The sequence below is a fragment of the Microbacterium sp. LKL04 genome (assembly GCF_900102005.1).
In the GTDB taxonomy this organism is placed as follows: domain Bacteria; phylum Actinomycetota; class Actinomycetes; order Actinomycetales; family Microbacteriaceae; genus Microbacterium.
Genome location: NZ_LT627736.1, coordinates 1800560 through 1824954, shown reverse-complemented (window position 1 = coordinate 1824954; position 24395 = coordinate 1800560). Strand labels below are relative to the sequence as shown.

Sequence of the window (24395 nt, the reverse complement as noted above, 5' to 3'; positions counted from 1 at the left end):
GAACCGCTATGAAGAAGACCCTCGGAGCACTGTCGCTCCTCGGCGCGTCAGCCCTCGTCCTGTCCGGCTGCGCCGGCGGCGGCACACCCGCGAGCGGGAGCGCCGAAACCGGCGACCTGACCGTGTGGCTCGTCGGCACGGACACCCCGCAGGACGCGCGCGACTACCTGAAGAAGACGTTCGAAGACCAGAACGACGGCTGGACTCTCACGATCGAGGAGAAGACGTGGGCGGACACCGGTGAGGCGTACGTCGCGGCGCTCTCGTCCAACGACGCCCCCGACATCGTCGAGGTCGGCAACACGCAGGCGCCCGGGTTCATCTCGCAGGGCCTGTTCGCCGACCTCTCCGGCATCCAGGACGACCTCGGCGGCGACGACATGCTGAAGAGCTTCGTCGACCTCGGGTCCGAGGAGGGCACGCTCTACGCAGCGCCGTACTACGCCGGATCGCGCGTCGTGTTCTATTCGCCCTCGACCTACTCGGGGGAGGTGCCCACGACGCTCGCCGATTACGTGAAGGCCGGCATCGATGGGACGACCGCGACGAAGTCGGGTATCTACGCCCCGGGCAAGGACTGGTACAACGCGCTGCCCTACATCTGGGCGAACGGCGGAGAGATCGCCACCCTCGACGGCGACCAGTGGGTCGGCGGCTTCTCGAGCGAAGGCGGGATCGCCGGCCTCGAGATGCTGCAGGACGTGTACACCAACGCGACGATCGCCCCCGCCGACTCCGACGAGGCCGACCCGCAGGTGCCGTTCTGCGCCGGTGAGGTCGGCTTCCTCTCCGCGCCCGCATGGGTCAAGTGGTCGATCCTCGCGGCGGCGGACGCCGAGGCTCCGGGATGCCCCGACGAGGCCGGCAAGGACCTCGCGGCATTCGCGCTTCCCGGCATGACGGCCGGCGAGGTCGCACCGGTGTTCGCGGGCGGCTCGAACATCGCGGTCGCCGCGAAGTCCGACGCCCAGGAGAAGGCGCAGGCGGCGCTGCAGGTCATCCTCTCTGAGGGCTACCAGAAGATCCTCGCCGAGAACGGATTGATCCCCGCGCGCACCTCGTTCGCGGAGTACCTGCCCGACGACGCCATCACCGCCGAGGCGGCGAAGGCCGCGGCATCCTCCAAGGCCGTCCCGGCCAGCCCCAAGTGGGCCGAGGTCGAGTCGGCCGGTGTCATCAAGGACGCCCTCGTGAAGATCGCGCAGGGGGGCGACGTCACCGAGATCGCCACCGCCCTCGACGGCCAGATCGAAGCGATCCTCAACTCCTGACCGGGCCGCCGACCGACCTCTCACGGAGACGACGATGTCCGGAACACTCACCCGTCCGCGGCCGGGGACCTCGCCGCGCGACCGCCTCGCGTCGACGGACCGCGCGCGCGGGCGTCGACGCAAGGACGGCGCGGCGGCGCTCACGCTGCTCGGCCCGTCGCTCGTGATCCTCGCGGTGATGGTGGGCTACCCCGCGGTCCTCATGGTCGTCCAGTCGTTCACCGACTACTCGATCCGCGACAAGGTGCAGGGGACCCTCCCCGACATCGTCGGCTTCGAGAACTACCTCGAGGTGTTCACCGCGTCGGACTTCCCGGCGGTGCTCGTCCGCAGCCTCGGACTCATGCTCGTCATGACGGTGTTGATCGTCGGGCTCGGCGCGCTCGTCGCGGTGCTGATGACCCGCCTGAGCCGAGGCTGGCGGTTGCTCGTCTCGATCGGCTTGCTCCTCGCCTGGGCGATGCCGCCGCTGGCGGCGACCACCGTCTGGGGGTGGATCTTCGACGCGCAGTACGGACTCGTGAACTGGCTGTTCAACACCGTGACCGGCACGACCGGCTTCACGAACCACTCCTGGCTGCTCGACCCGTGGTCGTTCTTCGTCGTCCTCACGATCATCGTCGTATGGCAGGGCGTTCCGTTCGCGGCGTTCACGCTCTACGCCGCGCTCGGCCAGGTCCCCGGCGAGGTGCTCGAGGCCGCTTCGCTCGACGGTGCGACGGGCCTCCAGCGGTTCCGACTGGTCGTCTACCCCTACCTCCGTAACGTCGTCACGGTCGTCGTCGTCCTGCAGGTGATCTGGAATCTCCGCATCTTCACGCAGGTCTACACGCTGCAACAGCGCGGCGGCCTCGTCTCCGAGACGAACGTCCTCGGCACCTACATCTTCCGGCAGGGGGTGGGGGAGTTCGGCGTCACGAGCGCGATCGGCGTGCTGACCGTCATCCTGCTGCTCGCCCTCTCGTGGGGTTACGTCCGCACGACCCTCAAGGAGGAGGAGCTGTGAGCACGCAGATCACCCCTGCCGCGCAGTTGTCCACGGTCGGCGTCGACGAGATCGCCGGCCCCGTCGGCGACGCCCGGACGCCCCTCCCCGGCTCGCTCGCCGCGCGGCGGCGGCGCCGCTCGCCCGTCGGCCGCATCCTGCTCAACCTGGCTGCGCTGGTCGTGTTCGCCTGCTCCGTGTTCCCGGTGTACTGGATGCTGAACATGTCGTTCACGAGCGGCGAGTCGATCATCAGCCGCACGCCGAGCTTCCTGCCGCTGGACTTCACGCTCCGCAACTACGAGACGGCGTGGACACGGCCGGCAGCCCCCGGTCAAACCGACTTCGTGCACGGGCTCCTCAGCTCGAGCCTCGTCACCGTCGGCGTCCTCGTCGTCACCCTGCTCGTCGCGTTCCTCGCCTCGATCGCCGTGGCCCGCATCCGCTTCCGCGGACGGCGCTCCTTCATCGTCTCGGTACTCATCGTCCAGATGATCCCCGGTGAGGCCATGATGTTCACGATCTACGGGATGATCGACGACTGGCGCCTCATGAACACCCTCCTGGGCCTCGGGATCGTCTACGTCGCCGCGGTGGTCCCGTTCACCATCTGGACCCTGCGCGGCTTCGTTGCAGGAGTCCCCGTCGACCTCGAGGAGGCGGCCATGATCGACGGCTGCACGCGGTCGCAGGCGTTCTGGAAGGTCACGTTCCCGCTCCTCGCCCCGGGGCTGGTCGCGACCGGCGTCTTCGCCTTCATCCAGTCCTGGAACGAGTTCACGATGGCCCTCCTCCTGCTGCGCGGCCAGAACCTGATGTTGCCGCCGTGGCTGCTGTCGTTCCAGTCCGCGACCGAGGCGACCAACTGGGGTGCCGTGATGGCGGCATCCACCCTCATCTCGATCCCCGTGGTCGTGTTCTTCCTCATCGTGCAGGGACGGATGTCCGGTGGGCTCGTCTCCGGCGCAGTGAAGGGCTGAGATGCGCGTCGGAGTGGATGTCGGCGGGACGAAGACGCTCGCCGTCGCGGTGGACGAGGCCGGTCGCGTCCTCGGGGTCGAACGCCGTCCGACCGGCCGCGGTGCCGCCGCGGTCGTCGAGGGGATCGCGGCGGTCGTCGAGGTGCTCGCCGGCGGCCGAGAGCTCGACGCCCTCGGCGTCGGCGTCCCCGGCCAGATCGCGGGGGACGGCGTCGTCCGTCACGCCCTCAACCTCGGTATCGCGGAGTTCGATCTGGCCGCGGCGCTCGCCGCACGGCTCGGACTCCGGCCCACGGTGGACAACGACGTGCGAGCCGCTGCCGTCGGGGCCCGAGCGCTCCTTCCGGGTGTCGATTCGCTCGCCTACCTCAACCTCGGGACGGGCGTCGCCGCGGGGATCGTCCGGGACGGGATGCCGTGGCGCGGCGCGCGGGGCGCGGCCGGGGAAATCGGGCATCTCAGCGTGGACCCCGCCGGTCCCGTCTGCCCCTGCGGGCAACGGGGCTGCATCGAGGCGCTCGCCGGAGGTGCTTCGGTCGCGGCGCGATGGGGGAGGCCCTCCGCGTTCCCGGTGGCCGACGTGTTCGACGCGGCCGCCGCCGGCGATCCGTTCGCCGAGTCGCTGCAGGCGGACGTCGTGCGCGGCGTGGCCGCCGCGGCGCAGCTTCTCGTCCTCACAGCAGACGTCGACGTCGTCGTGCTCGGCGGCGGGGTCTCGCACCTGGGGGAGCGGCTGCTCGGGCCGGTTCGCACGGCCCTGCGGGCCGCGGCATCCGGGTCGGCCTTCCTCGCCTCGCTCGATCTGGCGGACCGCGTCGCGCCGGTTCCGTCCGGCGCGCCAGTCGGCGCGGTCGGCGCGGCGCTCCTGGCGGAAGCCCCTGCCGGGGTCGTGCCGGGCTGAGCGTGGCGCGGACGCCGCGGCTCAGACCATCCCGCTGAAGACCCGCCGCACGCGGAGCCCGGCGTCCAGGATCACCGCGTCGGCGACGGACCCGACGGCGAGCGAGCCGAGTTCGGGCCGGCCGATCGCGCGCGCAGGAGTCGTCGTGAGGGCCGTGACGGCGTCGGGCAGCGCCACTCCCGCGGCGACAGCGGTGCGGAGCGCGGCATCCTGTGTCAGCGTGGAACCCGCGATCGTGCCGTCGGCCAGGCGTGCGACGCGCGCCTCGACCGTCACCGAGAGCGACCCGAGCAGGTAGGTCCCGTCAGCCGCGCCGGCGGCGGCCATGGCGTCGGTGACGAGCGCGATGCGTCCGGGAGCTGCCGCGAACAGCATCCGGATGACGTCGGGGTGCACGTGTACTCCGTCGGCGATGACCTCGATCGTCACACGCGGGTCGCCGGTCGCGGCGCCGACGGGGCCGGGGGCGCGGTGATGGAGTCCCGGCATCGCGTTGAACGCGTGGGTGAGGACGGTGGCGCCCGCATCGAATGCACGGCGGGTGGCCTCGACGTCGGCGTCCGTGTGACCGACCGCGACGACGACGCCGGCCGCGGCGAACTGCGCGATCGCCTCGCGTCCGCCCGGTAGCTCGGGCGCGAGTGTCACCTGTACGAGCGATCCGCGGGCCGCCTCGATCAGTGCCGCAACGGTCTCGGCTGAGGGGTCGAGCAACAGCGCCGGATCGTGTGCGCCGTGGTGGGCCGGGTCGAGGAAGGGGCCCTCGAGGTGCGCGCCGAGGACCGAGGCATCCGCTTCGGCGAGGTCCGCGATCGCACCGAGGCGGGCCGCGAGGTCGGCAGGTGAGCCCGCGACCAGCGAGATGACGGCGCGCGTCGTGCCGTGCGCGAGGTGCGTCGCCCGGGCGACGCGGATCGCCTCGACGCCCTCCTCGTGCGCGCGGCCGCCCCCACCGTGCCCGTGCAGGTCGACGAAGCCGGGCGTCAGCACGGCGTCCGCACCAGCGACCGCGCCCGCGTCGACGACCTCGTCGGCGTCGAGCGCTCGCCACGATCCACCGGTGCCGGATGCCGCGACCCGGCCCGCCTCGATGTGGATCCACGCGTCGGGGGTCTCCGTGCCCGCATCGATCAGCCGGGCGGAGTGGATGAGGCGGGTCACGTCGTCCACGTGACCTCCGCGAGTGCGGGGAAGCGGATGCCGAGCGAGGTCCACAGCGGCCCCAGCCCGCCGACCCGCGCCCGGAACGAACCCCATGTGCGCTCCGATCCGGCTGGTGCGGACCAGGCGATCTCCGCCGCCGCTGCGACGCGCGGGAACGCGACCGCGTCGATGTCGGCGAGGCTCGCGACCGTCTCGGTCCACAGGGGTGCCTCGATCCCGAGGATCGCGTCCTCGGGGAGGCCGTCGACGACCTCGGTCGGCTCCCACGAGTACGCGCGCTCGAGGCTCGTGGGTCCGTTCGCCCAGGTGAGTCCGAGGGGCGCGTCGTCGGTCGGCTTCATGTCGAGGTAGATCGCGTCGGCGGGGGAGAGGATGACACGACCGCCGCGCTCGGCGAAAGCGCGGGCGTGCTCCGGTGCGGCATCCGTCGGCATGACGAAGCCCCAGTACTGGCCGATCGTGCCGGGCACGAGGCCCGCGGCGGCGCCGGCCTCGTGCCAGGCGATCGGCGTCTTGCCGAGGTCGGCGATCACGGTGCTCGCGCGGGCGACGAAGTGCGCGAAGTCCTCGGGCGTCGTCCCGTGGGACTCGTCGCCGCCGAAGTGCAGCCACGGTCCCGGGGTGAGCTCGGCGAGCTCGGCGAAGACGTCGCGCACGAACGCGTAGGTGGCGTCGTCGTGCACGCGGAGCGACGAGAAGCCGACCGCGGTGCCGGTGTAGGGCTCGCCGGCAACCGGGATCGCGCCCTCGGTGATGACGTCGGTGACCGGTGCCTCGGCGATCTCGGGGTACGCGAGGGCGACGGCGTGCGTGTGTCCCGGCATGTCGAACTCGGGCACGACGGTCATGTGACGGGATGCCGCGTACGCGACGATCGCGCGGTAGTCGTCGCGCGTGTAGAAGCCTCCGGGAGCCCCGTCGACCGCGGTCGCCGATGCCCTCTCGGTGAGCTCGGGACGCGATCGCAGTTCGAGCCGCCAGCCCTGGTCGTCCGACAGGTGCAGGTGCAGGACGTTGAACTTCAGCGATGCGGCCCGGTCGATGTACGCCGTCACCGTGTCGACCGCGTGGAAGTGCCGGGCCACGTCCAGCATGACCCCGCGGTAACCGAAGCGTGGGGCGTCCGCGATGCGGACAGCCGGCACCACCCATCGCTCGCCGTCACGACGAACGAGCTGCCCGAGCGTCTGCACGCCGTAGAACAGGCCCGCGGCATCCGCTCCCGTGATCCGGATGCCGGTGGCCTCGACCTCGAGGGTGTACGACTCCGCAGGGCCCCCGTCCTGCACGGCGAGCGAGATGGCGTCGCCGTCCGGCAGGTCGATGCCCGTGCGCGCGGCGACGATCGACCGGAGGGCGGTCGCGGCATCCGGATCGCCCCAGAGACCGGCGCGCGACAGGTCGAAGGCGGGTGCGTCCGCGACGTCGACGTCCGCGGGGAAGGGCACGAGGGGGAGGGGGAGCATGTCCGCCGCCGATCTGTAAGGTGTCCTAACAAAACCGATCGCGCCAGCCTATCAGCGGCCTCATCCGTTATGCTCGCAGTGTCGCGACTGGCGTTGAGGTGGGCTACCACCGGGGAGCGATTGACACGGCATTCGACCGCGCGCCTGGGCCGATGCGAGATTCCTCATCCCGAAAGCCGTCGTCAGGAGATCGTCATGACCGATTCGCTGTTCAACGCCCCCCTCTCCGAGGTCGATCCCGAGATCGCCGATGTGCTCGAGCGGGAGCTCGACCGTCAGCGCGGGTTCCTCGAGATGATCGCCTCCGAGAACTTCGTTCCCGTCTCGGTGCTGCAGTCGCAGGGCTCCGTCCTCACCAACAAGTACGCCGAGGGCTACCCCGGCCGCCGCTACTACGGCGGCTGCGAGGTCGTCGACGTCGCCGAGGAGCTGGCGATCGAACGCGCCAAGGCGTTGTTCGGTGCCGGGTTCGCCAACGTCCAGCCCCACTCGGGTGCGTCGGCCAACGCCGCCGTCCTCCACGCGATCGCCCGTCCCGGCGACACGCTGCTCGGCCTCTCGCTCGACCACGGCGGTCACCTCACGCACGGCATGAAGATCAACTTCTCGGGCCGCCTGTACGACATCGTCGCGTACGGCGTCGACGCCGAGACCTCGCTCGTCGACATGGACGAGGTCCGCCGTCTCGCGATCGAGCACAAGCCGAAGGTCATCATCGCCGGTTGGTCCGCTTACCCGCGCCAGCTCGACTTCGCCGCCTTCCGCGCGATCGCCGACGAGGTCGGCGCGCTCCTCTGGGTCGACATGGCGCACTTCGCCGGTCTCGTCGCCGCGGGCTTGCACCCGTCACCCATCCCGCACGCGCACGTCGTCTCGACCACCGTGCACAAGACGATCGGCGGCCCGCGCTCGGGCCTCATCCTCACGAACGACGCCGACATCGCGAAGAAGATCAACACCGCCGTCTTCCCCGGCCAGCAGGGCGGCCCCCTCATGCACGTGATCGCCGCCAAGGCCACCGCGTTCAAGCTCGCGATGACCCCCGAGTTCAAGGAGCGTCAGGAGCGCACGCTCCGCGGAGCGGCGATCCTCGCCGACCGCCTCACGCAGGACGACGTGAAGGCAGCCGGTGTCGCGGTGCGCTCCGGCGGCACCGACGTGCACCTCGTGCTCGTCGACCTGCGCGACGCGGCGATCGACGGCAAGCAGGCCGAGGACCTGCTGCACGACATCCGGATCACCGTCAACCGCAACGCGGTGCCGAACGACCCGCGCCCGCCGATGGTCACCTCGGGGCTCCGCATCGGCACGCCCGCGCTCGCGACCCGCGGTTTCGGCGACGCCGAGTTCACCGAAGTCGCCGACGTCATCGCGCTCGCGCTGCTGCCGGGCGCCGACCACGAGGCGCTCCGCGCGCGCGTCGCCAAGCTCGCCGATGCGTTCCCGCTCTACCCGAGCCTCCAGCAGTGACCGCCGGCATCCGGCCCCTCCTCCGCCCGCGAGACTGCACGCACGCCGCGAGACAGTGGTCCCGGACCGCAGTCTCGAGCTCTCGGTGCAGTCTCGCGGTCGAGGGGCGACGAGAGGAGACACCATGACCGCGCAGATCCTCGATGGGAAGGCGGCCTCGGCCGCGATCAAGACCGAGCTCGCCGAGCGCGTCGCCGTGCTGAAGGAGCACGGCGTGACGCCCGGTATCGCGACCGTGCTCGTGGGTGCGGACCCGGCATCCCAGCTCTACGTCGGAATGAAGCACCGGCAGTCCGAGGCGATCGGGATGAACTCGATCCAGCGCGAGCTTCCGGCGGACGCGACGCAGGAGCAGGTCGAGGCGCTGATCGACGAGCTCAACGCCGACCCCGCCTGCCACGGCTACATCGTGCAGTTGCCGTTGCCGAAGCACCTCGACACCGACCGCATCCTCGAGCGGATCGATCCCGAGAAGGATGCCGACGGCCTCCACCCGACGAACCTCGGTCGCCTGGTGCTCAACGTCAACACGCCGATCGCGTCGCCGCTGCCCTGCACGCCCCGCGGCGTCATCGAGCTGCTGGTGCGGAACGGCTACGACCTGGCGGGCAAGCACGTCGTCGTCGTCGGCCGCGGAGTCACGATCGGCCGGTCGATCGGTCTGCTGCTCACGCGCCGCGAGTACAACGCGACCGTCACGCTCACCCACACCGGGACGACCGACCTCGGCGCGCACCTGCGCGAAGCCGACGTCATCGTCGCCGCGGCGGGCGTCAAGCACATCGTCACCGCTGAGCACGTGAAGCCGGGCGCTGCCGTCCTCGACGTCGGCGTCACCCGCGAGGACGACCCCGAGACCGGCAAGAGCCGCGTCTACGGCGACGTCCACCCGGATGTCGCCGAGGTCGCGGGCTGGGTCTCGCCGAACCCCGGGGGTGTCGGACCGATGACCGTCGCGCTGCTCATGACCAACGTGGTCGAGGTTGCCGAGCGCGCGGCGGGGCTGCGGGTCTGAGGCTTCTCACGACCTCAGCCGTTCGCGGACGGGCCGTTCGCGGATGCAATAGATCGCGCACGACACGCCGGTGAGGTGACGAGGGATGCCGGGTGTCGCCCGGCATCCCTTGCATCCGTCGACGCCCCGGCGGCTGCGCGCGCCGCTCAGGCGGTGACGCGTGCGAGGAAGGCGCGGGTACGGGCCTCCTGCGGGTTCCGCAGCACCGATGCGGAGGGGCCCTGCTCGACGATCGTGCCGGCGTCGAGGAACACGACGCGATCGGCGACGTCGCGCGCGAACGCCATCTCGTGCGTCGCCATGAGGATCGTCGCGCCTTCCGACGCGAGATCGCGAACGAGCTCGAGGACCTCGCCGACGAGCTCCGGATCGAGCGCCGAGGTGATCTCGTCGAGCAGGAGCACCTCGGGGTCGGTCGCGATCGCGCGCGCGATGGCGACGCGCTGCTGCTGACCGCCCGACAACCGATCGGGGTGATCCTTCGCCTTGTCGGCGAGCCCCACCCGGGCTAGCAGCTCGGCCGCGCGGGTTTCGGCCTCGCGGCGCGGCATCCGGTGCACGACGCGGGACGCGAGCGTGACGTTGTCGAGCACGGACAGATGCGGGAACAGGTTGAAACTCTGGAACACCGCGCCCAGGCGCGCCCGCACGCGGTTGCCGTCGACGCGGGGATCGGAGATGTCCTCGTCGCCGAGGAAGATCTGCCCGTCGTCGATGGGTTCGAGAAGCCCGAGGCAGCGCAGCAGCGTCGATTTTCCCGACCCGCTCGCGCCGATGAGCGCGACGACCTCGTGCGCACCGAGCGTCACGTCGACGCCCTTCAGGACCTCACGGTCTCCGAACGACTTGTGGATGCCCGTGGCTCGAAGGACATCCGCCCGCAAGACGTCGCTCACAGGACCGATCCCGACTGCTCGCGCTCGCGGAGTCTCGCCGTGTACCAGTCGGTCAGACGGATCGTGGGGATCGCGAGCAGGATGAAGAGGATGCCGGCCACGACGTACGGCGTGAAGTTGTAGGTCGTCGCCACGACGCCCTTCGCGCGCGCGATCGCGTCGAGACCCGCGATGATCGAGATGAGTCCCACATCCTTCTGCATCGAGATGAAGTCGTTCATGAGCGCCGGCGTCATCTTGCGGAGCGCCTGCGGCAGGACGACCCGTCGGAGCGTCTGCACGTGGTTCAGGCCGAGCGCGCGCGCCGCGAGACGCTGCGACGGGTGCACCGATTCGATGCCCGCCCGGATCACCTCGGCGACGTACGCCGAGTATGTGAGGGTGACCGCGAGGATGCCGAGGAACAGCTCATCGATGCGTTCTCCGACGATCGTGGGCAGGCCGAATCCGACGAGGTACAGCACGATGATGAAGGGCAGCCCGCGGAACAGGTCGGTGTAGCCGGCCGCGACCGCGCGGACGGGGAAGAAGACGGGCCCGCGGAGCGTCCGGAGCAGAGCGATGAGGAGTGCGACGGCGCCCACGGTGAAGATCGAGATGCCGAGCACCGTGAGGTTGATGAGGAAGCCGTCCCACACCTTGGGAAGAGCCTCGAGCGCGGTCGCAGGATCGAAGAAGCCCTGCTGGACCTTCGCCCAGCCTTCCGTGTTGATGACGGTCGCCCAGACGATCACCGCGAACGCGGCGGTCGAGAGGATCGCGATCAGCACGGACCGCCGCTCTCGGCTCCGCCGATAGGCGCGGCGGTCGAGCTCGAGCGCGCTCGGGGTAGGGGTACTCACGGATCGACGCTAGCGCGTCCTCACTTGAGTTCCGTCACACCCTCGGTGAGCCCCGACAGCCACTCCTTCTCGAGCCCCGCCAGGGTGCCGTCTTCGCGCAGCTCGTCGACGGCGGCGCTCACGGCGGGCGTCAGCGGCGAGTCCTTTGCGAGCAGGAGTCCCCACTGGTCTTCGATGCCGGCCTTCGGGAGCTCACCGACGAAGAACGAGTTCTCGATGTAGAAGTTGACCGCGACGTAGGCGGTGGGGGTGTCGAGGACGACGGCATCCACCTGTCCGGCGCCGAGGGCCGCGGTCGCGTCCTCGTTCGAGTTGTAGAGCTTCGGCGTCACGCCGAGGTCGAGGGCATCGAGGGTGAGCGCGCTGGTCGAGTTCGCCATGGCGCCGATCGTCAGGGACTTGAGCCCCGCGAGGTCGGTCACGCCGTCGGCCTTGCCGCCCTTCAGGGCGATGATCGACTGGCTCGCGGCGTAGTACGGCGACGAGAAGTCGACGCCCTTCTTGCGGTCGTCGGTGATCGTGTACTGCTGGATGTTGACGTCGAAGCTCTTGGGGCCGGGGGCGATCGCGGCTTCGAAGCTCGTGCGCACCCACTCGACGTCGTCCTTCGCGAACCCGAGCTTGTCGGCTACGGCGTACGCCACGGCGGCCTCGAAGCCCTTGCCGGTCTCAGGCTTGTCGTCGATGACGTAGGGCTCGTACGCGGTCTCGCCGGTCGCGACTGTGAACTTGCCGGCCGTGACGTAGTCGTCGGGGGAGGGTGCGGCATCCGAGGACGGCGCGGACCCGGGTGCGGCGCTCGTCGCGCAGCCTCCGAGGAGCAGAGCGAGGGCCGCGGCGGAGGCGGCGAGTGCGGTGCGCAGGGCGGGACGTCGGGACATGAGGGCCTCCGGGGGCGCCGAGGGTGCTCGGACGAGGGGGTCGGGTGGGCATCGCCGCGTTTCGCGGGGAGCCGGAGTTCATTCTCGCGCGCAGACGGATGCCGCGGGTGCGGCGGCGTCGCTTTGTTACACGGCCGTCATCCCGCGCCGCTGAGAGGATGGGGGCATGGTCCTTCCACGCACTCTCCTGGTCGGTTCTGGACGCATCGGATCGCGGGTGGCGGAGGAACTGCGCCGCGCGGGCGGCGAGGTCGTCACGCTGCGGCGGTCGGCGGCATCCGGTGCGGACGGCTGGCGGCACATCGCCGCGGACTTGTCCCGGCCGCTCACGGAGTCGCTGCCGGCGGTCGACGCGGTCGTCGTGACGCTGCCGCCGGGGGATGAGCCGGACTTCCTCGCCGGTGCGATCAGTCGTGTCGCCGAGGCGCTGCCGGCGCGGCCGGCGCGCACGATCTGGGTGTCGTCCACCCGGGTGCTCGAGGGGTACGGCGACGAGAGGCCGCTGACCGAGAGCGACGAGCCTCGGCCCCGCGGGGAGCGCGCGCAACAGCTCGTCGATGGCGAGGTGCGCGCGGTCGCGCTGCTGGGGGCGACGATCCTGCGACCCGCGGGCATCTACGGACCGGGACGTGACCGGCTCATCCGTCAGGTGCTGGCGGGCGCCGACGTGGACCACGACCGCCGCACCAACCGCATCCACGAGACCGACGTCGTCCGCACGATCCTGACGCTGCTGCAGGCGGACCAGGTGCCTGCTGTGCTGCACGCCGTCGACAGGCGCCCGGCGACCCTGGGCGAGGTGGTCGCGTTCCTCGCCGACCGGCTGGGCGTGCCGGTGCCGCCGCGCGGCGAACCCGCCGAACGGCGCGGCACCGTGCTCGACGGTACGCGCTTGGGTGAGGTCGTCGACGGCCTCGCGTACCCGACGTTCGAGGACGGCTACGGCGAGATGCTCGCTCAGCGGGGCTGAGCCCTGGCGGATGTCGGCGGCCCGCGCGAGGATGCGGACATGACCCTCACGCAGGCGACGCTGGACTGGCTGCTGGACTCGGACCCTTCGCTCCGCTGGCAGGTAGAGCGCGACCTGCTCGGCGCGCCGCCCGCGCAGTGGGAGGCCACGCGTGCGCGCGTCGCGACCGAGGGGAACGGAGCGACGCTCCTCGCGCATCAGGGGGACGACGGGCAGTGGGAGGGCGGTGCGTACTTCCCGGCCGGGTTCTTCGGCAGCCCCGAGTCCGAGATGCCGGGCCAGCCGTGGACGGCGACGACCTGGACGCTCAAAGACCTGCGCGAGTGGGGAGTGCCGGCATCCGCTCTCGGGGACACCGCGGCGAAGCTCGACTGCAACAGCCGCTGGGAGTACGACGACCTCCCGCACTGGGGTGGAGAGGTGGACGTCTGCATCAACGCGTTCACGCTCGGGACGGGCGCCTGGCTCGGCGCGGACGTCTCGACGCTGGTGCGCTGGTTCCCCGCGCATCAGCTCGCCGACGGCGGCTGGAACTGCGAGGCGGAGGAGGGTGACTCGGTGCGTGGGTCGTTCCACTCCACGCTGAATGCCCTGCGCGGCATGCTCGCCTACGAGACGTCCACTAGCGACACGGCACTGCGCGACAGCCGCCACCGCGGCGAGGAGTACCTCCTCGAACGGCGGCTCGCGTACCGGCTGTCGACAGGGGACCTCGTCGGACCGTTCGTGACCGATTTCGTCTACCCCAACCGGCATCGGTACAGCACGCTCGCCGCGCTCGATCACTTCCGGGATGCCGCTCTGCAGGACGGCACCCCGCCGGACCCGCGGCTCGCCGAGGCGATCGAGATGGTCCGCGCCGCACGTGACGCCGACGGCACGTGGCACCAGGGGCGGACGCTCGAGGGCAGGCGATGGTTCGACATCGACGCACCCGAGGGTCAGCCGTCGCGGTGGCTCACGTTCCTCTCGCTCCGCGTCCTGCAGTGGTGGGATGCCTCCCGCTGACGCTCAGCGCGGAACTGACCATCGAGCGGCCAGCGCCTCGGATCCGCGGGCGAGGAGGGCGACGTCGGCGCCGACCAGCACGAACGACGCCCCCTCGTCGAGGTAGCGCTGCGCGGCATCCGGATCGAAGGCGTTCACGCCGACCGGCTTGCCTGCACCGCGCACGGCCATGAACGCCTCGAGGACGGCGGCGACGACGTCGGGATGCGTCTGCGCGCCGAGCAGGCCCATCGAGGCCGCGAGATCGCTCGGACCGACGAACACGCCGTCCACACCGTCGACCGCCGCGATCTCGGCGGCGTTCCGGACGCCCTCGACCGTCTCGACCTGCACGAACAGCGACACGTGGCGGTCAGCGCCGGCGAGGTACTCCTCGACGCGGTTCCAGCGGGCGGAGCGAGCGAGGGCGGACCCGACCCCGCGGCGCCCGCGCGGGGGGTACCGCACGGCGTCCACGAGCTCCGCCGCCTGCGCGGCCGTATCGACCATCGGCACGAGGATGTTCTGTGCGCCGAGGTCGAGCACCTGCTTGATCGTCACGACGTCACCGATCGGCACGCGGACGACCGCCGTCACGGGGGCGGCGGCGACGGCCTGCAGCTGCGCGAGCACCGACTCGAGCCCGTTCGGAGAGTGCTCCATGTCGATGAGCAGCCAGTCCAAGCCCGAGCCTGCGCAGATCTCTGCGACCAGCGGCGACCCGGAGCACACCCACATGCCCGCGAGGGGACGGTCGGCATCCGTCAGCGCTTCGCGGAACGTCGGGTTCAGATGAAACGGCATTCGATCACTCCCATCGGCCCATAGTCGCAGCGCACCTCGTCGCCCCGCGACACCCACACCGGCCGCGTGAACGAGCCGGCGAGGATGATCTCGCCCGCCTCGAGACGTGCGCCGTGCTGGTGGATCTTGTTGGCGAGCCACGCGACGCCCGTCGCGGGGTGGCCGAGGACCCCCTGCGCGACACCGGTCTCCTCGATCTCGCCGTTGCGTGAGAGCACCCCCGGCACCCAGCGCAGGTCGATCTCGTCGGGGCGGCGGTGTTCGATGCCGAGAACCATTGCACCGTAGGCGGCGTTGTCGCTGATCGTGTCGACGATCGTGCGGCCCTCGAGTTCGATGTGCGAGTTCAGCACTTCGAGCGCGGGTACGGCGTAGTCGATCGCCGCGAGGGCGTCCTCGAGCGTGCAGTCGGGGCCTTCGAGCGGGCTCGCAAGGACGAAGGCGAGTTCGACCTCGATCCGGACGTTCGAGAAGTGGTCGACGGGGATGCTGTCGCCCGAGCGGTAGACGGTGTCGTCGAACATGACCCCGTAGTCGGGCTCGGTGATCCCGGTCGCCTGCTGCATCGCCTTGGAGGTCAGCCCGATCTTGCGACCGACGAGGCGCCGGCCCGACGCGACCATCCGGTCGCGCCAGACGCCTTGGATCGCGTAGGAGTCCTCGACCGTGGCCTCGGGGTGGCGTGCGGTGATCCGTGGGATGACGCCGTGCGTACGATCGGCCTCGGCGAGCTCGTCCGCGATGCGCGAGACGTCCTCGGTGGACAGCATCAGAGCTGGTTCCCGAGCTTGTACTCGCCCTGCTTCCACGAGGGCATCGCCTCGTCATCGCCCTCACGGGTGTACGAGAAGCCGTCGGCGCCGATCGTGACCGCCATCTCGCTGCGGTCCTCCCGGGTGCGGACGGGCTGCGGGTTGCCGTCGAGGTCGAGCACGAGGGATGCCTCGGTGTACCAGGACGGGACGACGGGGTTGCCCCAGAAGTCGCGTCGCTGGTTGTCGTGCACGTCCCACGTGATGACCGGGTTGTCGGGGTCACCGGTGTAGTAATCCTGCGTGTAGATCTCCACCCGGTGGCCGTCGGGGTCGCGCAGGTACAGGTAGAAGGCGTTCGAGACGCCGTGCCGGCCCGGTCCCCGCTCGATCGCGTCGGAGCGTCGCAGCGCGCCGAGCTTGTCGCAGATCGCGAGGATGTTGTGCTTCTCGTGCGTCGCGAAGGCGACGTGGTGCATGCGAGGCCCGTCGCCGCCGGTCGCGGCGGTGTCGTGCACGGTGGGCTTCCGCCGCATCCACGCCGCGTAGACCGTGCCGTCCTCGTCCTGGATGTCCTCGGTCACCCGGAACCCCAGGTCCTGGTAGTGGCGCACCGCGCGCGGGACGTCGGGCGTCACCTGGTTGAAGTGGTCGAGGCGGACGAGTTCGCCCGGGATCTGCAGGTCGTAGCGCCACGACAGCCGCTCGACGTGCTCGCTCTGGTGGAAGAACTCGTAAGGGAAGCCGAGCGGGTCCTCGACGCGCACCGAGTCGCCGATGCCCTTCGTGAACCCCTCGGTGCGGCGCTCGACGCGGCATCCGATCTCCTCGTAGAACGCGACCGCCCGGTCGAGGTCTTCGGGAGTGCGGACGCGGTACGAGAACGCGGCGACGGCGGCGACGGGACCCTTCCGCAGTACGAGGTTGTGGTGGATGAACTCCTCGGTCGAGCGCAGGTAGATGACCTCGTCGTCCTCCTCGGTGACGTGGAGTCCCAGGATGTCGACGTAGAACTGGCGGGATGCCGCGAGGTCGGTGACGACCAGGTCCATGTACGCGCAGCGCAGGATGTCGGGGGCGGGGGAGGTGGGGGTCTGCACCGGGTCGTCGGTGCGGATGGGGGCTTCTTGCGAGACGAAGAACCCGGAGGAGGTCTTGGTCATGCCGTCGCGGTGGCTCATGTCAGCGTCCTTGCGTGATCGAGGCGGGTTCAGCGCGTGCCGAAGGTGGGATTGTGAACCTTGCCGAGCGTGATGTGCACGGCCTGCTGGTCGGTGTAGAAGTCGATCGAGCGGTAGCCGCCCTCGTGACCGAGTCCGGAGGCCTTCACGCCGCCGAAGGGCGTACGCAGGTCGCGGACGTTGTTCGAGTTCAGCCACACCATGCCGGCCTCGACGGCCTGCGAGAAGTTGTGGGCCCGCTTCAGGTCGTTCGTCCACACGTAGGCGGCGAGGCCGTATTTCGTGTCGTTGGCGAGGGCGAGAGCGTCCTCATCGGTGTCGAAGGGCGTGATCGCGACGACGGGTCCGAAGATCTCCTCCTGGAAGATGCGCGCCGTCGGGGGCACGTCGGCGAACACCGTGGGCGCGACGAAGTTGCCGTCGGCGAACCCCTCGGGGCGACCGCCGCCGGCGACGAGGCGACCCTCCCCCTTGCCGATCTCGACGTACGACATGACCTTGTCGTAGTGCTCGGGGTGCACGAGGGCACCGACCTCGGTGGCAGGATCGTGCGGGAATCCGACCTTCACGCGCTGCGCCTGGGCGGCGTAGCGCTCGACGAACTCGTCGTACACGTCGCGATGCACGAGGATGCGGCTGCCCGCCGTGCAGCGCTCGCCGTTGAGGGAGAAGACCCCGAAGATCGTCGCGTCGATGGCGGCGTCGAGGTCGGCGTCGGCGAAGACGATCGCGGGGCTCTTGCCGCCGAGCTCCATCGACAGGCCCTTCAACCAGGGAGCGGCGTTGGCGAAGATGAGCTTGCCGGTCGAGCTCTCGCCGGTGAAGGAGATGAGCGGCACGTCGGGGTGCTTCACCAGCGCGTCGCCGGCGTCCTCGCCGAGGCCGTTGACGAGGTTGAAGACGCCCTGCGGGAGGCCGGCCTCTTCGAAGATCCCGGCCCAGAGCGATGCCGAGAGGGGAGTGAACTCGGCGGGCTTCAGCACGACCGTGTTGCCCGTGGCGAGGGCGGGACCGAGCTTCCAGGACTCGAGCATGAACGGCGTGTTCCACGGGGTGATGAGCCCCGCGACGCCGATCGGCTTGCGGTTGACGTAGTTGATCTGGCGACCCGGCACCTTGAACGTGTCGTCGGACTGGGCGACGATCAGGTCGGCGAAGAACCGGAAGTTCTCGGCGGCGCGACGGGCCTGGCCGAGCGCCTGCGTGATCGGCAGACCCGAGTCGAACGACTCGAGCTCCGCGAGCCGGGCGTCGCGCGACTCGACGATGTCGGCGATGCGGTGCAGCACGCGCGAGCGCTCGCGCGGCAGCATCCGCGGCCACGGGCCGTCGGTGAACGCGCGGCGCGCGGCGGCGACGGCGGCATCCACATCGGCCCTCTTGCCGGCCGCGGCCTGCAGGTAGACACGGTTCGTCACGGGATCGAGGACGTCGAACGTGTCGCCGTCCGCCGAGTCGACGAAGGCACCGTCGATGTAGTGCTGGATGCGGGTGGGCAGGTCGGCGGGCGTGTGCGGCGCCGCCAGCGTGGGATCCGTCATGTCGTGCGTCCTTGCTCGAGGGGTCAGAAGTTCGGCAGGCCGAGGGCCTGGTCGGGGTGCTCGTGGGTCATGTAGGCGTCGAGGGTCGCCGAGCGGTGTCGACGCGCGGCGTACTCGATCTCGCTGAGGGGAGCGCTCCGCTCGATGAGCACGAGGATCTGCTCGTGCTCGCGGACCGACTCCTGCGCGCGCCCCGGCACGAAGCTGAACGTGGAATCGCGGAGGTGCCCGAGCCGCGCCCACTCGACCTGGACGAGCTCCAGCATCCGCGGGTTCGCGCAGCGCTCGAAGAGGGTCGCGTGGAACTCCTGGTTCAACCGGGTGAAGGCGCGTGGGTCGAAGTGGTCGAGCGTCTCGATCATGAGCTCGTTGATGTCGCGCGCTCGCCGGACGTCGGACTCGGTGAGGGCGCGGGCGGACAGCGCGGTGGCGGTGCCCTCGAGGATCGACAGCGCCTGCATGCTGAAGCGGTACTGCGAGTCGTCGACCATCGCGACGCGCGCGCCGACGTTGCGCTCGAAGGTGACGAGACCCTCGGCCTCGAGCTGGCGGATCGCCTCGCGCACCGGGACGACGCTCATGTCGAGTTCGCCCGCGATGCTGCCGAGGACGAGGCGGTAGCCGGGGGTGAACGCCTCGCTGACGATGCGCTCCTTTATCCACGCGTACGCCTGCTGCGACTTGCTCGGGGCCGCGACCTCGCTCATCGGGCGCCCCGCTCCGCCTCGTAGCGCCCCCGCCACGCGGCGTTCATCGGGAAGAGCCCGTCGACCGATTCGCCTTCCGCGACGCGGTCGGCGATCCAGGCGTCCTCGTCCTCCTGCGCGAGGGCCGCGTCGGCGACCTCCTCGGCGAGCGCGGGCGGCAGCACGATCACGCCGTCGCGGTCGCCCACGATGATGTCGCCCGGCTGCACGGTCGTGCCGCCGCAGGCGATCGTGCCCCCGGCATCCCACGGCACGTGCTTGCGACCGAGGACCGCCGGGTGCGCGCCCGCGGTGTAGACCGGGATGCCGACCGCGGCCACCGCGGCGATGTCGCGCACGCCGCCGTCGGTCACGATGCCGGCCGCCCCCTGCGCGTGCGCACGGATGGCGAGGATGTCGCCGAGCGTGCCGGAACCGGCCTCGCCACGCGCCTCGATCACGATGACCTCGCCTTCGCGGACCGTGTCGAACGTGCGCTTCTGTGCGTTGTAACCGCCGCCGTGGCTCTGGAACAGGTCCTCGCGGTTCGGTACGAAGCGGAGCGTCGCGGCGACGCCGACGAGCTTCGCATCGGGGTGGAGCGGGGCGACGCCGTCGATGGTGACGTTGTCGAGACCGCGCTTGCGCAGCTGCTGCGACAGCCCCGCGACGGGGACGCGCTCGAGCTTCGCGCGGAGATCGGGGGAGAGAGCGGATGCCGCAGCGAGCCCGGCGGCCTCGCGGGAGCCCCAGGCTTCTTCACGCTGCGTGTCGTCGACGTGGGGAAGCGAGCCGAGCGCCGGGTCGAACGCGATGTCGGGGCCGTCGACGACGGTCGTCGTGAGTCGGCCGGTGGATGCGCCGGTATAGGGGGCGTCGACCTCGACCTCGACCACGTCGCCGGGGACGATGACCGACGAGCCCGCGGGCGTGCCGGTGAGGATGACGTCGCCGGGTTCGAGTGTGAAGTGCTGCGACAGGTCTGCGACGATCTGCGGGAGGGGGAAGAGAAGGTCGTCGGTGGAGCCCTCCTGGGCGACCTCGCCGTTGACCCAGGTTCGTACGCGCAACGCGGCCGGGTCGAGCAGGCGGGCGTCGAGGACGACGGGGCCGAGCGGGGTGAAGCCGTCGCCGCTCTTGGAGCGGACGTTCGACCCCTTGTCGTTCGCCCGCAGGTCGTAGAGGCCGAGGTCGTTGGATGCCGTGACGCCGGCGACGTGCTCCCACGCCCGGTCAGCGCTGACGCGGCGGGCCGCCGTACCGATGACGAGCGCGATCTCGCCCTCGAAGGCGAGGAGCTCGGTTCCGACGGGCCGCTCTACCGTTCCGCCGGACGCCGAGACGGAGCCCGTGGACTTGAAGAAGTAGGACGGCGCCGCGGGGGTGCGTCCGCGCTGCGCGGCGCGTGACCGGTAGTTCAGGTGGACGGCGACGATCTTGCCCGGCCGGCCGGGGAGGGCGGCGTAGCGAGGATCGCGGGATGCGGCATCCGTCACCGTGTCGTCGTTCTGCATACTCATGAGCTCCCTCGCCCTTGCGTCGTATCTCAAATCGTATATGATCGGGCTGCACCGGACAACCGGTAATCGACGAAGACGTCGGATGACACAGGAGTCAGCATGAGTACTTCCCCCACCCCTCGCGGGTTCACCCCCACCGGGACCATCGCGACCGCCGCGGACCGCCGCCGCGTCGTGTTCGCCACCGTCGTCGGCACCACCGTGGAGTGGTACGACTTCTTCATCTACGCGACCGCCGTCGGGCTCGTGTTCGGACAGCTCTTCTTCGCCCCGCTCGGCAAGGACAGCGTCCTCATCGGATTCGCGACCGTCGGCGTGAGCTTCTTGTTCCGGCCCCTCGGCGCGTTCCTCGCCGGCCACCTCGGTGACAAGTACGGCCGCAAGGTCGTGCTCATGTGGACGCTCATCCTCATGGGGATCGCCACCGCGCTCATCGGTGTGCTCCCGAGCTACGAGTCGATCGGGCTCGCCGCGCCCATCATCCTCGTGCTCCTGCGCATCCTGCAGGGCATCTCCGCCGGCGGCGAATGGGGCGGCGCCGTGCTCATGGCCGTCGAGCACGCCCCCAAGACCCGCCGCGGCGCGTTCGGAGCGTCGCCGCAGATCGGCGTACCGCTCGGTCTGCTGCTCGCCTCGGGCGTCATGGCGCTCATGTCGGCGATCGCACCGGGGGAGCAGTTCCTCGAGTGGGGCTGGCGCGTGCCGTTCCTGCTCAGCGTCGTCCTCATCCTCGTCGGCTGGTACGTCCGTCGCCGCGTGGAGGAGAGCCCCGTCTTCCTCGAGCTCGCCGAGCGCAAGGAGCACAGTCGGATGCCGATCGTCGAGCTGTTCCGCAAGCACGCGGTGCTCGTGATCATCGCCGCCTTCGTCTTCGCCGGGAACAACGCCGTCGGCTACATGACCACCGGCGGGTACATCCAGGGCTACGCGACCAACCCCGAAGGCCCCCTCGGCCTCGACCGCGGCCCGGTGCTCTGGGCGGTGACCGGGTCCGCGGTCACGTGGCTGCTCTCGACGCTCGTCGCGGGATTCGTCTCCGACCGGATCGGGCGCCGCACGACCTACATCGCGGGCTGGATCATGCAGCTCGTGGGTGTGTTCACGCTCTTCCCACTGGTCAATACGGGGAACGTCTTCGTCCTCTTCCTGGGGCTCGCGATCCTCACGATCGGCCTCGGCTTCACGTACGGACCCCAGGCCGCGCTCTACGCCGAGCTGTTCCCCGCGTCGATCCGCTTCTCGGGCGTCTCGATCTCGTACGCGATCGGAGCGATCCTCGGCGGCGCCTTCGCACCGACGATCGCGACGGCGCTCGTCGCCGCCTTCGGCTCGACCACCCCGGTCACCTGGTACCTGGCAGGCATGACCGTGCTGGGCCTGGTGGCGACGCTGCTGCTGCGCGATCGCAGCGGCATCCCGCTCGACCCCGATCACGAGGCGGAGCAGGCGGTCAGCCCGGTCCGCGGCCTCACCCGCGCCTGACCGTTCGAGGAGAACCATGCAGTTCCACCACCACGGCTACGTCTCGGGCGACCCGCGGATCCTTCCCGCCGCCGGCACCGGCGTCGACCGCCCCGAGGAGCTCCCCGACGAGACCGACGTGCTCATCGTCGGCTCGGGTCCGGCGGGGATGCTGTTGGCCGCCCAGATGTCGCAGTTCCCGCAGGTCTCGACACGTCTCATCGAGCGGCGCACCGGTCGGCTCGAACTGGGTCAGGCCGACGGCATCCAGCCGCGATCGGTGGAGACGTTCCATGCGTTCGGGTTCGCCGAGCGGATCATCGCCGAGGCGTACAACATCGGCTACATGAACTTCTGGGGCCCCGACCCGGCCGACCCGAGCCGCATCCGCCGCACATCGCGGACCGATGACTACGGGCTGAAGATCAGCGAGTTCCCGCACCTGATCGTCAACCAGGCGCGCGTGCTCGACTACTTCGCCGAGGCCGCCGCGCACGGTCCCGGACGGATCGTGCCCGACTACGGCGTCGAGTTCGTCGGGCTGGAGGTGCCCGAGGATGCTGGTGCTCCCGTCGCCGTCACAGTCCGCCACGTCGGCGGCCCGCGTGCGGGGGAGGAGCGCGTGATCCGGGCGCGATACGTCGTCGGTAGCGACGGCGCCCGGAGCGGTGTGCGCCAGGCGATCGGTCGCGTGCACGTCGGCGACGCGTCGAAGCATGCCTGGGGCGTCATGGACGTGCTGGTCGACACCGACTTCCCCGACTGGCGCATCAAGTGCGCCATCAACAGCTCGGCGGGGAACATCCTCCACATCCCTCGCGAGGGCGGGTACCTCAGCCGCATGTACATCGACCTCGGCGCGGTCGCGGCGGACGACAACCACCGCGTCCGCGAGACGCCCATCGAGGAGGTCGTCCGTCGGGCGAACGAGATCCTCCACCCGTACACGATCGACGTGAAGCAGGTCGCCTGGCACAGCGTCTACGAGGTCGGGCACCGCGTCACCGACGGGTTCGACGATGTCCCCGAGGGCGCCGATCGCGATCCGCGGGTCTTCCTCACCGGCGACGCCTGCCACACCCACAGCGCCAAGGCCGGGCAGGGCATGAACGTCTCGATGCAGGACGGGTTCAACCTGGGGTGGAAGCTCGGTCACGTGCTGACGGGGCTGGCCCCGGCATCCCTCCTCGCCACCTACGGCGCCGAACGGCGGCCCGTCGCGCAGCAGCTGATCGACTTCGACAAGGAGTGGTCGTCGCTGATGGCGCGCAAGCCCGAGGAGATCACCGATCCCGAGGACCTCGCGACCTACTACCTCGCGACCGCCGAGTTCCCCTCGGGGTTCATGACGCAGTACGGGGCCTCGGCGATCGTCGCAGGGGCCGAGCACCAGGACCTCGCGACGGGGTTCCCCCTCGGCAAGCGACTGAAGTCGGCCGAGGTCGTCCGGGTCGCGGACGGCAACGTCGTGCACCTCGGCCACCATGCCAAGGCCGACGGGCGGTGGCGCGTGTACGCCTTCGCCGACGCCTCGGGCGAAGACCTCTCGACCTGGGCGGAGTGGTTCGCCTCGGCATCCGGTCCGATCTCCCGGCACACGCCGGCGGGCGCCGACCCCGACGCCGTCTTCGACGCGAAGGTGATCTACCCGCGGCGGTACGAGGAGGTCGAGATGGCGGCGGTGCCCGCCGTGTTCCGACCGCACTCGGGGCCGCTCGGGCTCATGGACTGGGAGAAGGTCTATGCGACCGGACCCTCGACCTGGACGGACGTCGACATCTTCGCCGAGCGCGGGATCTCGGCGAGCGGCGCGGTCGTCGTCGTCCGCCCCGACCAGTACGTCGCCGCCGTCCTGCCGCTGGCCGCGACCGCCGAGCTCGGCGAGTTCCTCGCCGGTGCCTTCCGTCCCGCCGACTGAGACGCGACGCGTCGAGCCGTCGCAGATGGCCGCTTTCGCGGCATCCCGCCGACCATCTGCGACGGCTCGATCTGATAGAAACGCGGCATGCGCCTTCCTGACCTGCCCTTCGAGCTCCACGCCTCCGACGAGTCCGGGTGGACGCTGAGGGGGACGGTCCTCGAGGGGGTCGCCCCTGCCGGTACGGATCTGTTCGTCGATCCCAGCGGGACGACCGGGGTCGCCGCGGAGACACTGCTCAACGCGAACACGCTCCTCGGCGCGCCCCCGGAAGGCGACTTCACCCTCGTCGCTCGGGTGCGTCCCGAGCATCACGCGACGTTCGACGCCGGGGTGCTCCTCGCGTGGGTCGACGACACGAACTGGGCCAAGCTCTGCGTCGAGCGGTCCCCGGCGGGCGAGTCGATGGTCGTCTCGGTCGTGACCAAGGGGACCTCCGACGATGCCAACGCGTTCCTCCTCGACTCGTCCGAGGCTCGGCTGCGGATCGCGCGGGTGGGGAACGTCCTGGCGTTCCACGCCCACGACAGGGGCGTCTGGACCTTCGTGCGCGCGTTCACGCTGCCGGGTGTCTCGGACCGACTGAGAGTGGGTTTCGAAGTGCAGAGCCCGACCGGCGAGGGATGCCGCGCCGCGTTCGACGAGGTCGGCTTCGAGCGCCGCACCGTCGCGGACCTGCGCAGCGGCGACTGAGCACCGCCCCG

22 protein-coding genes and 1 riboswitch are annotated in these 24395 nt (G+C 70.5%); of the genes, 11 read left to right on the top strand and 11 right to left on the bottom strand.

The annotated features are described in order from the left end of the window. Positions 1-8: 8 nt before the first annotated feature. Genes BLP38_RS08975 through BLP38_RS08960 form a run of 4 tightly spaced genes read left to right on the top strand, consistent with a single transcriptional unit; the run spans position 9 to position 4137 of the window. Positions 9-1271, top strand: coding sequence for a sugar ABC transporter substrate-binding protein (locus tag BLP38_RS08975; protein ID WP_091356256.1), 1263 nt, complete (start codon positions 9-11; stop codon positions 1269-1271). 34 nt (positions 1272-1305) lie between these two features. Continuing rightward, positions 1306-2277, top strand: coding sequence for a carbohydrate ABC transporter permease (locus tag BLP38_RS08970; RefSeq protein ID WP_091356253.1), 972 nt, complete (start codon positions 1306-1308; stop codon positions 2275-2277). Next, entirely contained in the window at positions 2274-3236 is a 963-nt protein-coding gene (locus BLP38_RS08965) for a carbohydrate ABC transporter permease (RefSeq protein WP_091356250.1), read from the top strand. The genes BLP38_RS08970 and BLP38_RS08965 overlap by 4 nt, the downstream gene beginning before the upstream one ends. Position 3237: 1 nt before the next feature. Further along, entirely contained in the window at positions 3238-4137 is a 900-nt protein-coding gene (locus BLP38_RS08960; RefSeq protein WP_091356247.1) for an ROK family protein, read from the top strand. Positions 4138-4158: 21 nt separating this feature from the next. Here the strand turns inward: BLP38_RS08960 and nagA are convergent, their stop codons facing one another. After that, positions 4159-5307, bottom strand: a complete 1149-nt coding sequence (nagA, locus tag BLP38_RS08955; protein WP_091356244.1) for an N-acetylglucosamine-6-phosphate deacetylase — start codon at positions 5305-5307, stop codon at positions 4159-4161. Continuing rightward, positions 5295-6767 carry a family 20 glycosylhydrolase gene (locus tag BLP38_RS08950; protein WP_091356240.1) on the bottom strand — a complete coding sequence of 491 codons (1473 nt, stop codon included), beginning with the start codon at positions 6765-6767 and terminating at the stop codon, positions 5295-5297. Before BLP38_RS08950 ends, nagA begins: the two co-directional genes overlap by 13 nt. Positions 6768-6840: 73 nt before the next feature. Beyond that, positions 6841-6924: riboswitch (ZMP/ZTP riboswitch) on the top strand. 38 nt (positions 6925-6962) lie between these two features. Between BLP38_RS08950 and glyA the strand changes: the two genes are divergently transcribed. Together glyA and BLP38_RS08940 are read left to right on the top strand one after the other, a co-directional pair. After that, complete coding sequence (gene glyA, locus BLP38_RS08945; protein WP_091356237.1) at positions 6963-8237, top strand: serine hydroxymethyltransferase; 1275 nt, start codon at positions 6963-6965, stop codon at positions 8235-8237. Positions 8238-8361: 124 nt separating this feature from the next. Beyond that, positions 8362-9252: a bifunctional methylenetetrahydrofolate dehydrogenase/methenyltetrahydrofolate cyclohydrolase gene (locus BLP38_RS08940; protein ID WP_091356233.1), complete on the top strand. Its 891-nt coding sequence runs from the start codon at positions 8362-8364 to the stop codon at positions 9250-9252. 146 nt (positions 9253-9398) lie between these two features. Here BLP38_RS08940 and BLP38_RS08935 read toward each other — a convergent pair whose 3' ends face one another. From BLP38_RS08935 to BLP38_RS08925, 3 genes are read right to left on the bottom strand one after another with little or no spacing between them, the layout of a single operon-like run. After that, positions 9399-10148 carry an amino acid ABC transporter ATP-binding protein gene (locus BLP38_RS08935; protein WP_269457013.1) on the bottom strand — a complete coding sequence of 250 codons (750 nt, stop codon included), beginning with the start codon at positions 10146-10148 and terminating at the stop codon, positions 9399-9401. After that, a complete protein-coding gene (locus BLP38_RS08930) occupies positions 10145-10990 on the bottom strand; it encodes an amino acid ABC transporter permease (RefSeq protein WP_091356230.1) in 846 nt (281 codons plus the stop codon). The genes BLP38_RS08935 and BLP38_RS08930 overlap by 4 nt, the downstream gene beginning before the upstream one ends. Before the next feature lie 20 nt (positions 10991-11010). After that, entirely contained in the window at positions 11011-11871 is an 861-nt protein-coding gene (locus tag BLP38_RS08925; RefSeq protein ID WP_091356227.1) for an ABC transporter substrate-binding protein, read from the bottom strand. A gap of 166 nt (positions 11872-12037) precedes the next feature. Here BLP38_RS08925 and BLP38_RS08920 point away from each other — a divergent pair, with 166 nt between their 5' ends. After that, the gene (locus BLP38_RS08920) at positions 12038-12841 is read left to right on the top strand and encodes an NAD(P)H-binding protein (protein ID WP_091356225.1); all 804 of its coding nucleotides are present in this window, start codon (positions 12038-12040) and stop codon (positions 12839-12841) included. Positions 12842-12880: 39 nt separating this feature from the next. Then, positions 12881-13849, top strand: coding sequence for a squalene cyclase (locus BLP38_RS08915; protein WP_091356222.1), 969 nt, complete (start codon positions 12881-12883; stop codon positions 13847-13849). 3 nt (positions 13850-13852) lie between these two features. On the opposite strand, the gene BLP38_RS08910 is transcribed toward BLP38_RS08915, so the two are convergent. From BLP38_RS08910 to BLP38_RS08885, 6 genes are read right to left on the bottom strand one after another with little or no spacing between them, the layout of a single operon-like run. Then, the gene (locus BLP38_RS08910) at positions 13853-14632 is read right to left on the bottom strand and encodes an HpcH/HpaI aldolase family protein (RefSeq protein ID WP_091356219.1); all 780 of its coding nucleotides are present in this window, start codon (positions 14630-14632) and stop codon (positions 13853-13855) included. Continuing rightward, complete coding sequence (locus BLP38_RS08905; protein WP_020096684.1) at positions 14617-15402, bottom strand: 2-keto-4-pentenoate hydratase; 786 nt, start codon at positions 15400-15402, stop codon at positions 14617-14619. The genes BLP38_RS08910 and BLP38_RS08905 overlap by 16 nt, the downstream gene beginning before the upstream one ends. Further along, positions 15402-16565 (bottom strand): 3,4-dihydroxyphenylacetate 2,3-dioxygenase, encoded by a 1164-nt coding sequence (gene hpaD, locus BLP38_RS08900; RefSeq protein ID WP_091356216.1) that lies wholly within the window; start codon positions 16563-16565, stop codon positions 15402-15404. The genes BLP38_RS08905 and hpaD overlap by 1 nt, the downstream gene beginning before the upstream one ends. 29 nt (positions 16566-16594) lie before the next feature. Next, complete coding sequence (gene hpaE, locus BLP38_RS08895) at positions 16595-18106, bottom strand: 5-carboxymethyl-2-hydroxymuconate semialdehyde dehydrogenase (protein ID WP_091356213.1); 1512 nt, start codon at positions 18104-18106, stop codon at positions 16595-16597. 23 nt (positions 18107-18129) lie between these two features. After that, positions 18130-18813, bottom strand: coding sequence for a GntR family transcriptional regulator (locus BLP38_RS08890; RefSeq protein WP_091356210.1), 684 nt, complete (start codon positions 18811-18813; stop codon positions 18130-18132). After that, positions 18810-20306, bottom strand: coding sequence for a fumarylacetoacetate hydrolase family protein (locus BLP38_RS08885; RefSeq protein ID WP_091356207.1), 1497 nt, complete (start codon positions 20304-20306; stop codon positions 18810-18812). The genes BLP38_RS08890 and BLP38_RS08885 overlap by 4 nt, the downstream gene beginning before the upstream one ends. A 105-nt stretch (positions 20307-20411) precedes the next feature. Here BLP38_RS08885 and BLP38_RS08880 point away from each other — a divergent pair, with 105 nt between their 5' ends. The 3 genes from BLP38_RS08880 (at position 20412) to BLP38_RS08870 (ending at position 24384) form a co-directional block, all read left to right on the top strand. Continuing rightward, positions 20412-21794, top strand: coding sequence for an MFS transporter (locus BLP38_RS08880; RefSeq protein WP_091356205.1), 1383 nt, complete (start codon positions 20412-20414; stop codon positions 21792-21794). Positions 21795-21810: 16 nt separating this feature from the next. After that, positions 21811-23691 carry an FAD-dependent monooxygenase gene (locus BLP38_RS08875; RefSeq protein WP_091356202.1) on the top strand — a complete coding sequence of 627 codons (1881 nt, stop codon included), beginning with the start codon at positions 21811-21813 and terminating at the stop codon, positions 23689-23691. Positions 23692-23778: 87 nt separating this feature from the next. Next, positions 23779-24384, top strand: coding sequence for a DUF1349 domain-containing protein (locus tag BLP38_RS08870; protein ID WP_065569810.1), 606 nt, complete (start codon positions 23779-23781; stop codon positions 24382-24384). Positions 24385-24395 lie beyond the last annotated feature (11 nt).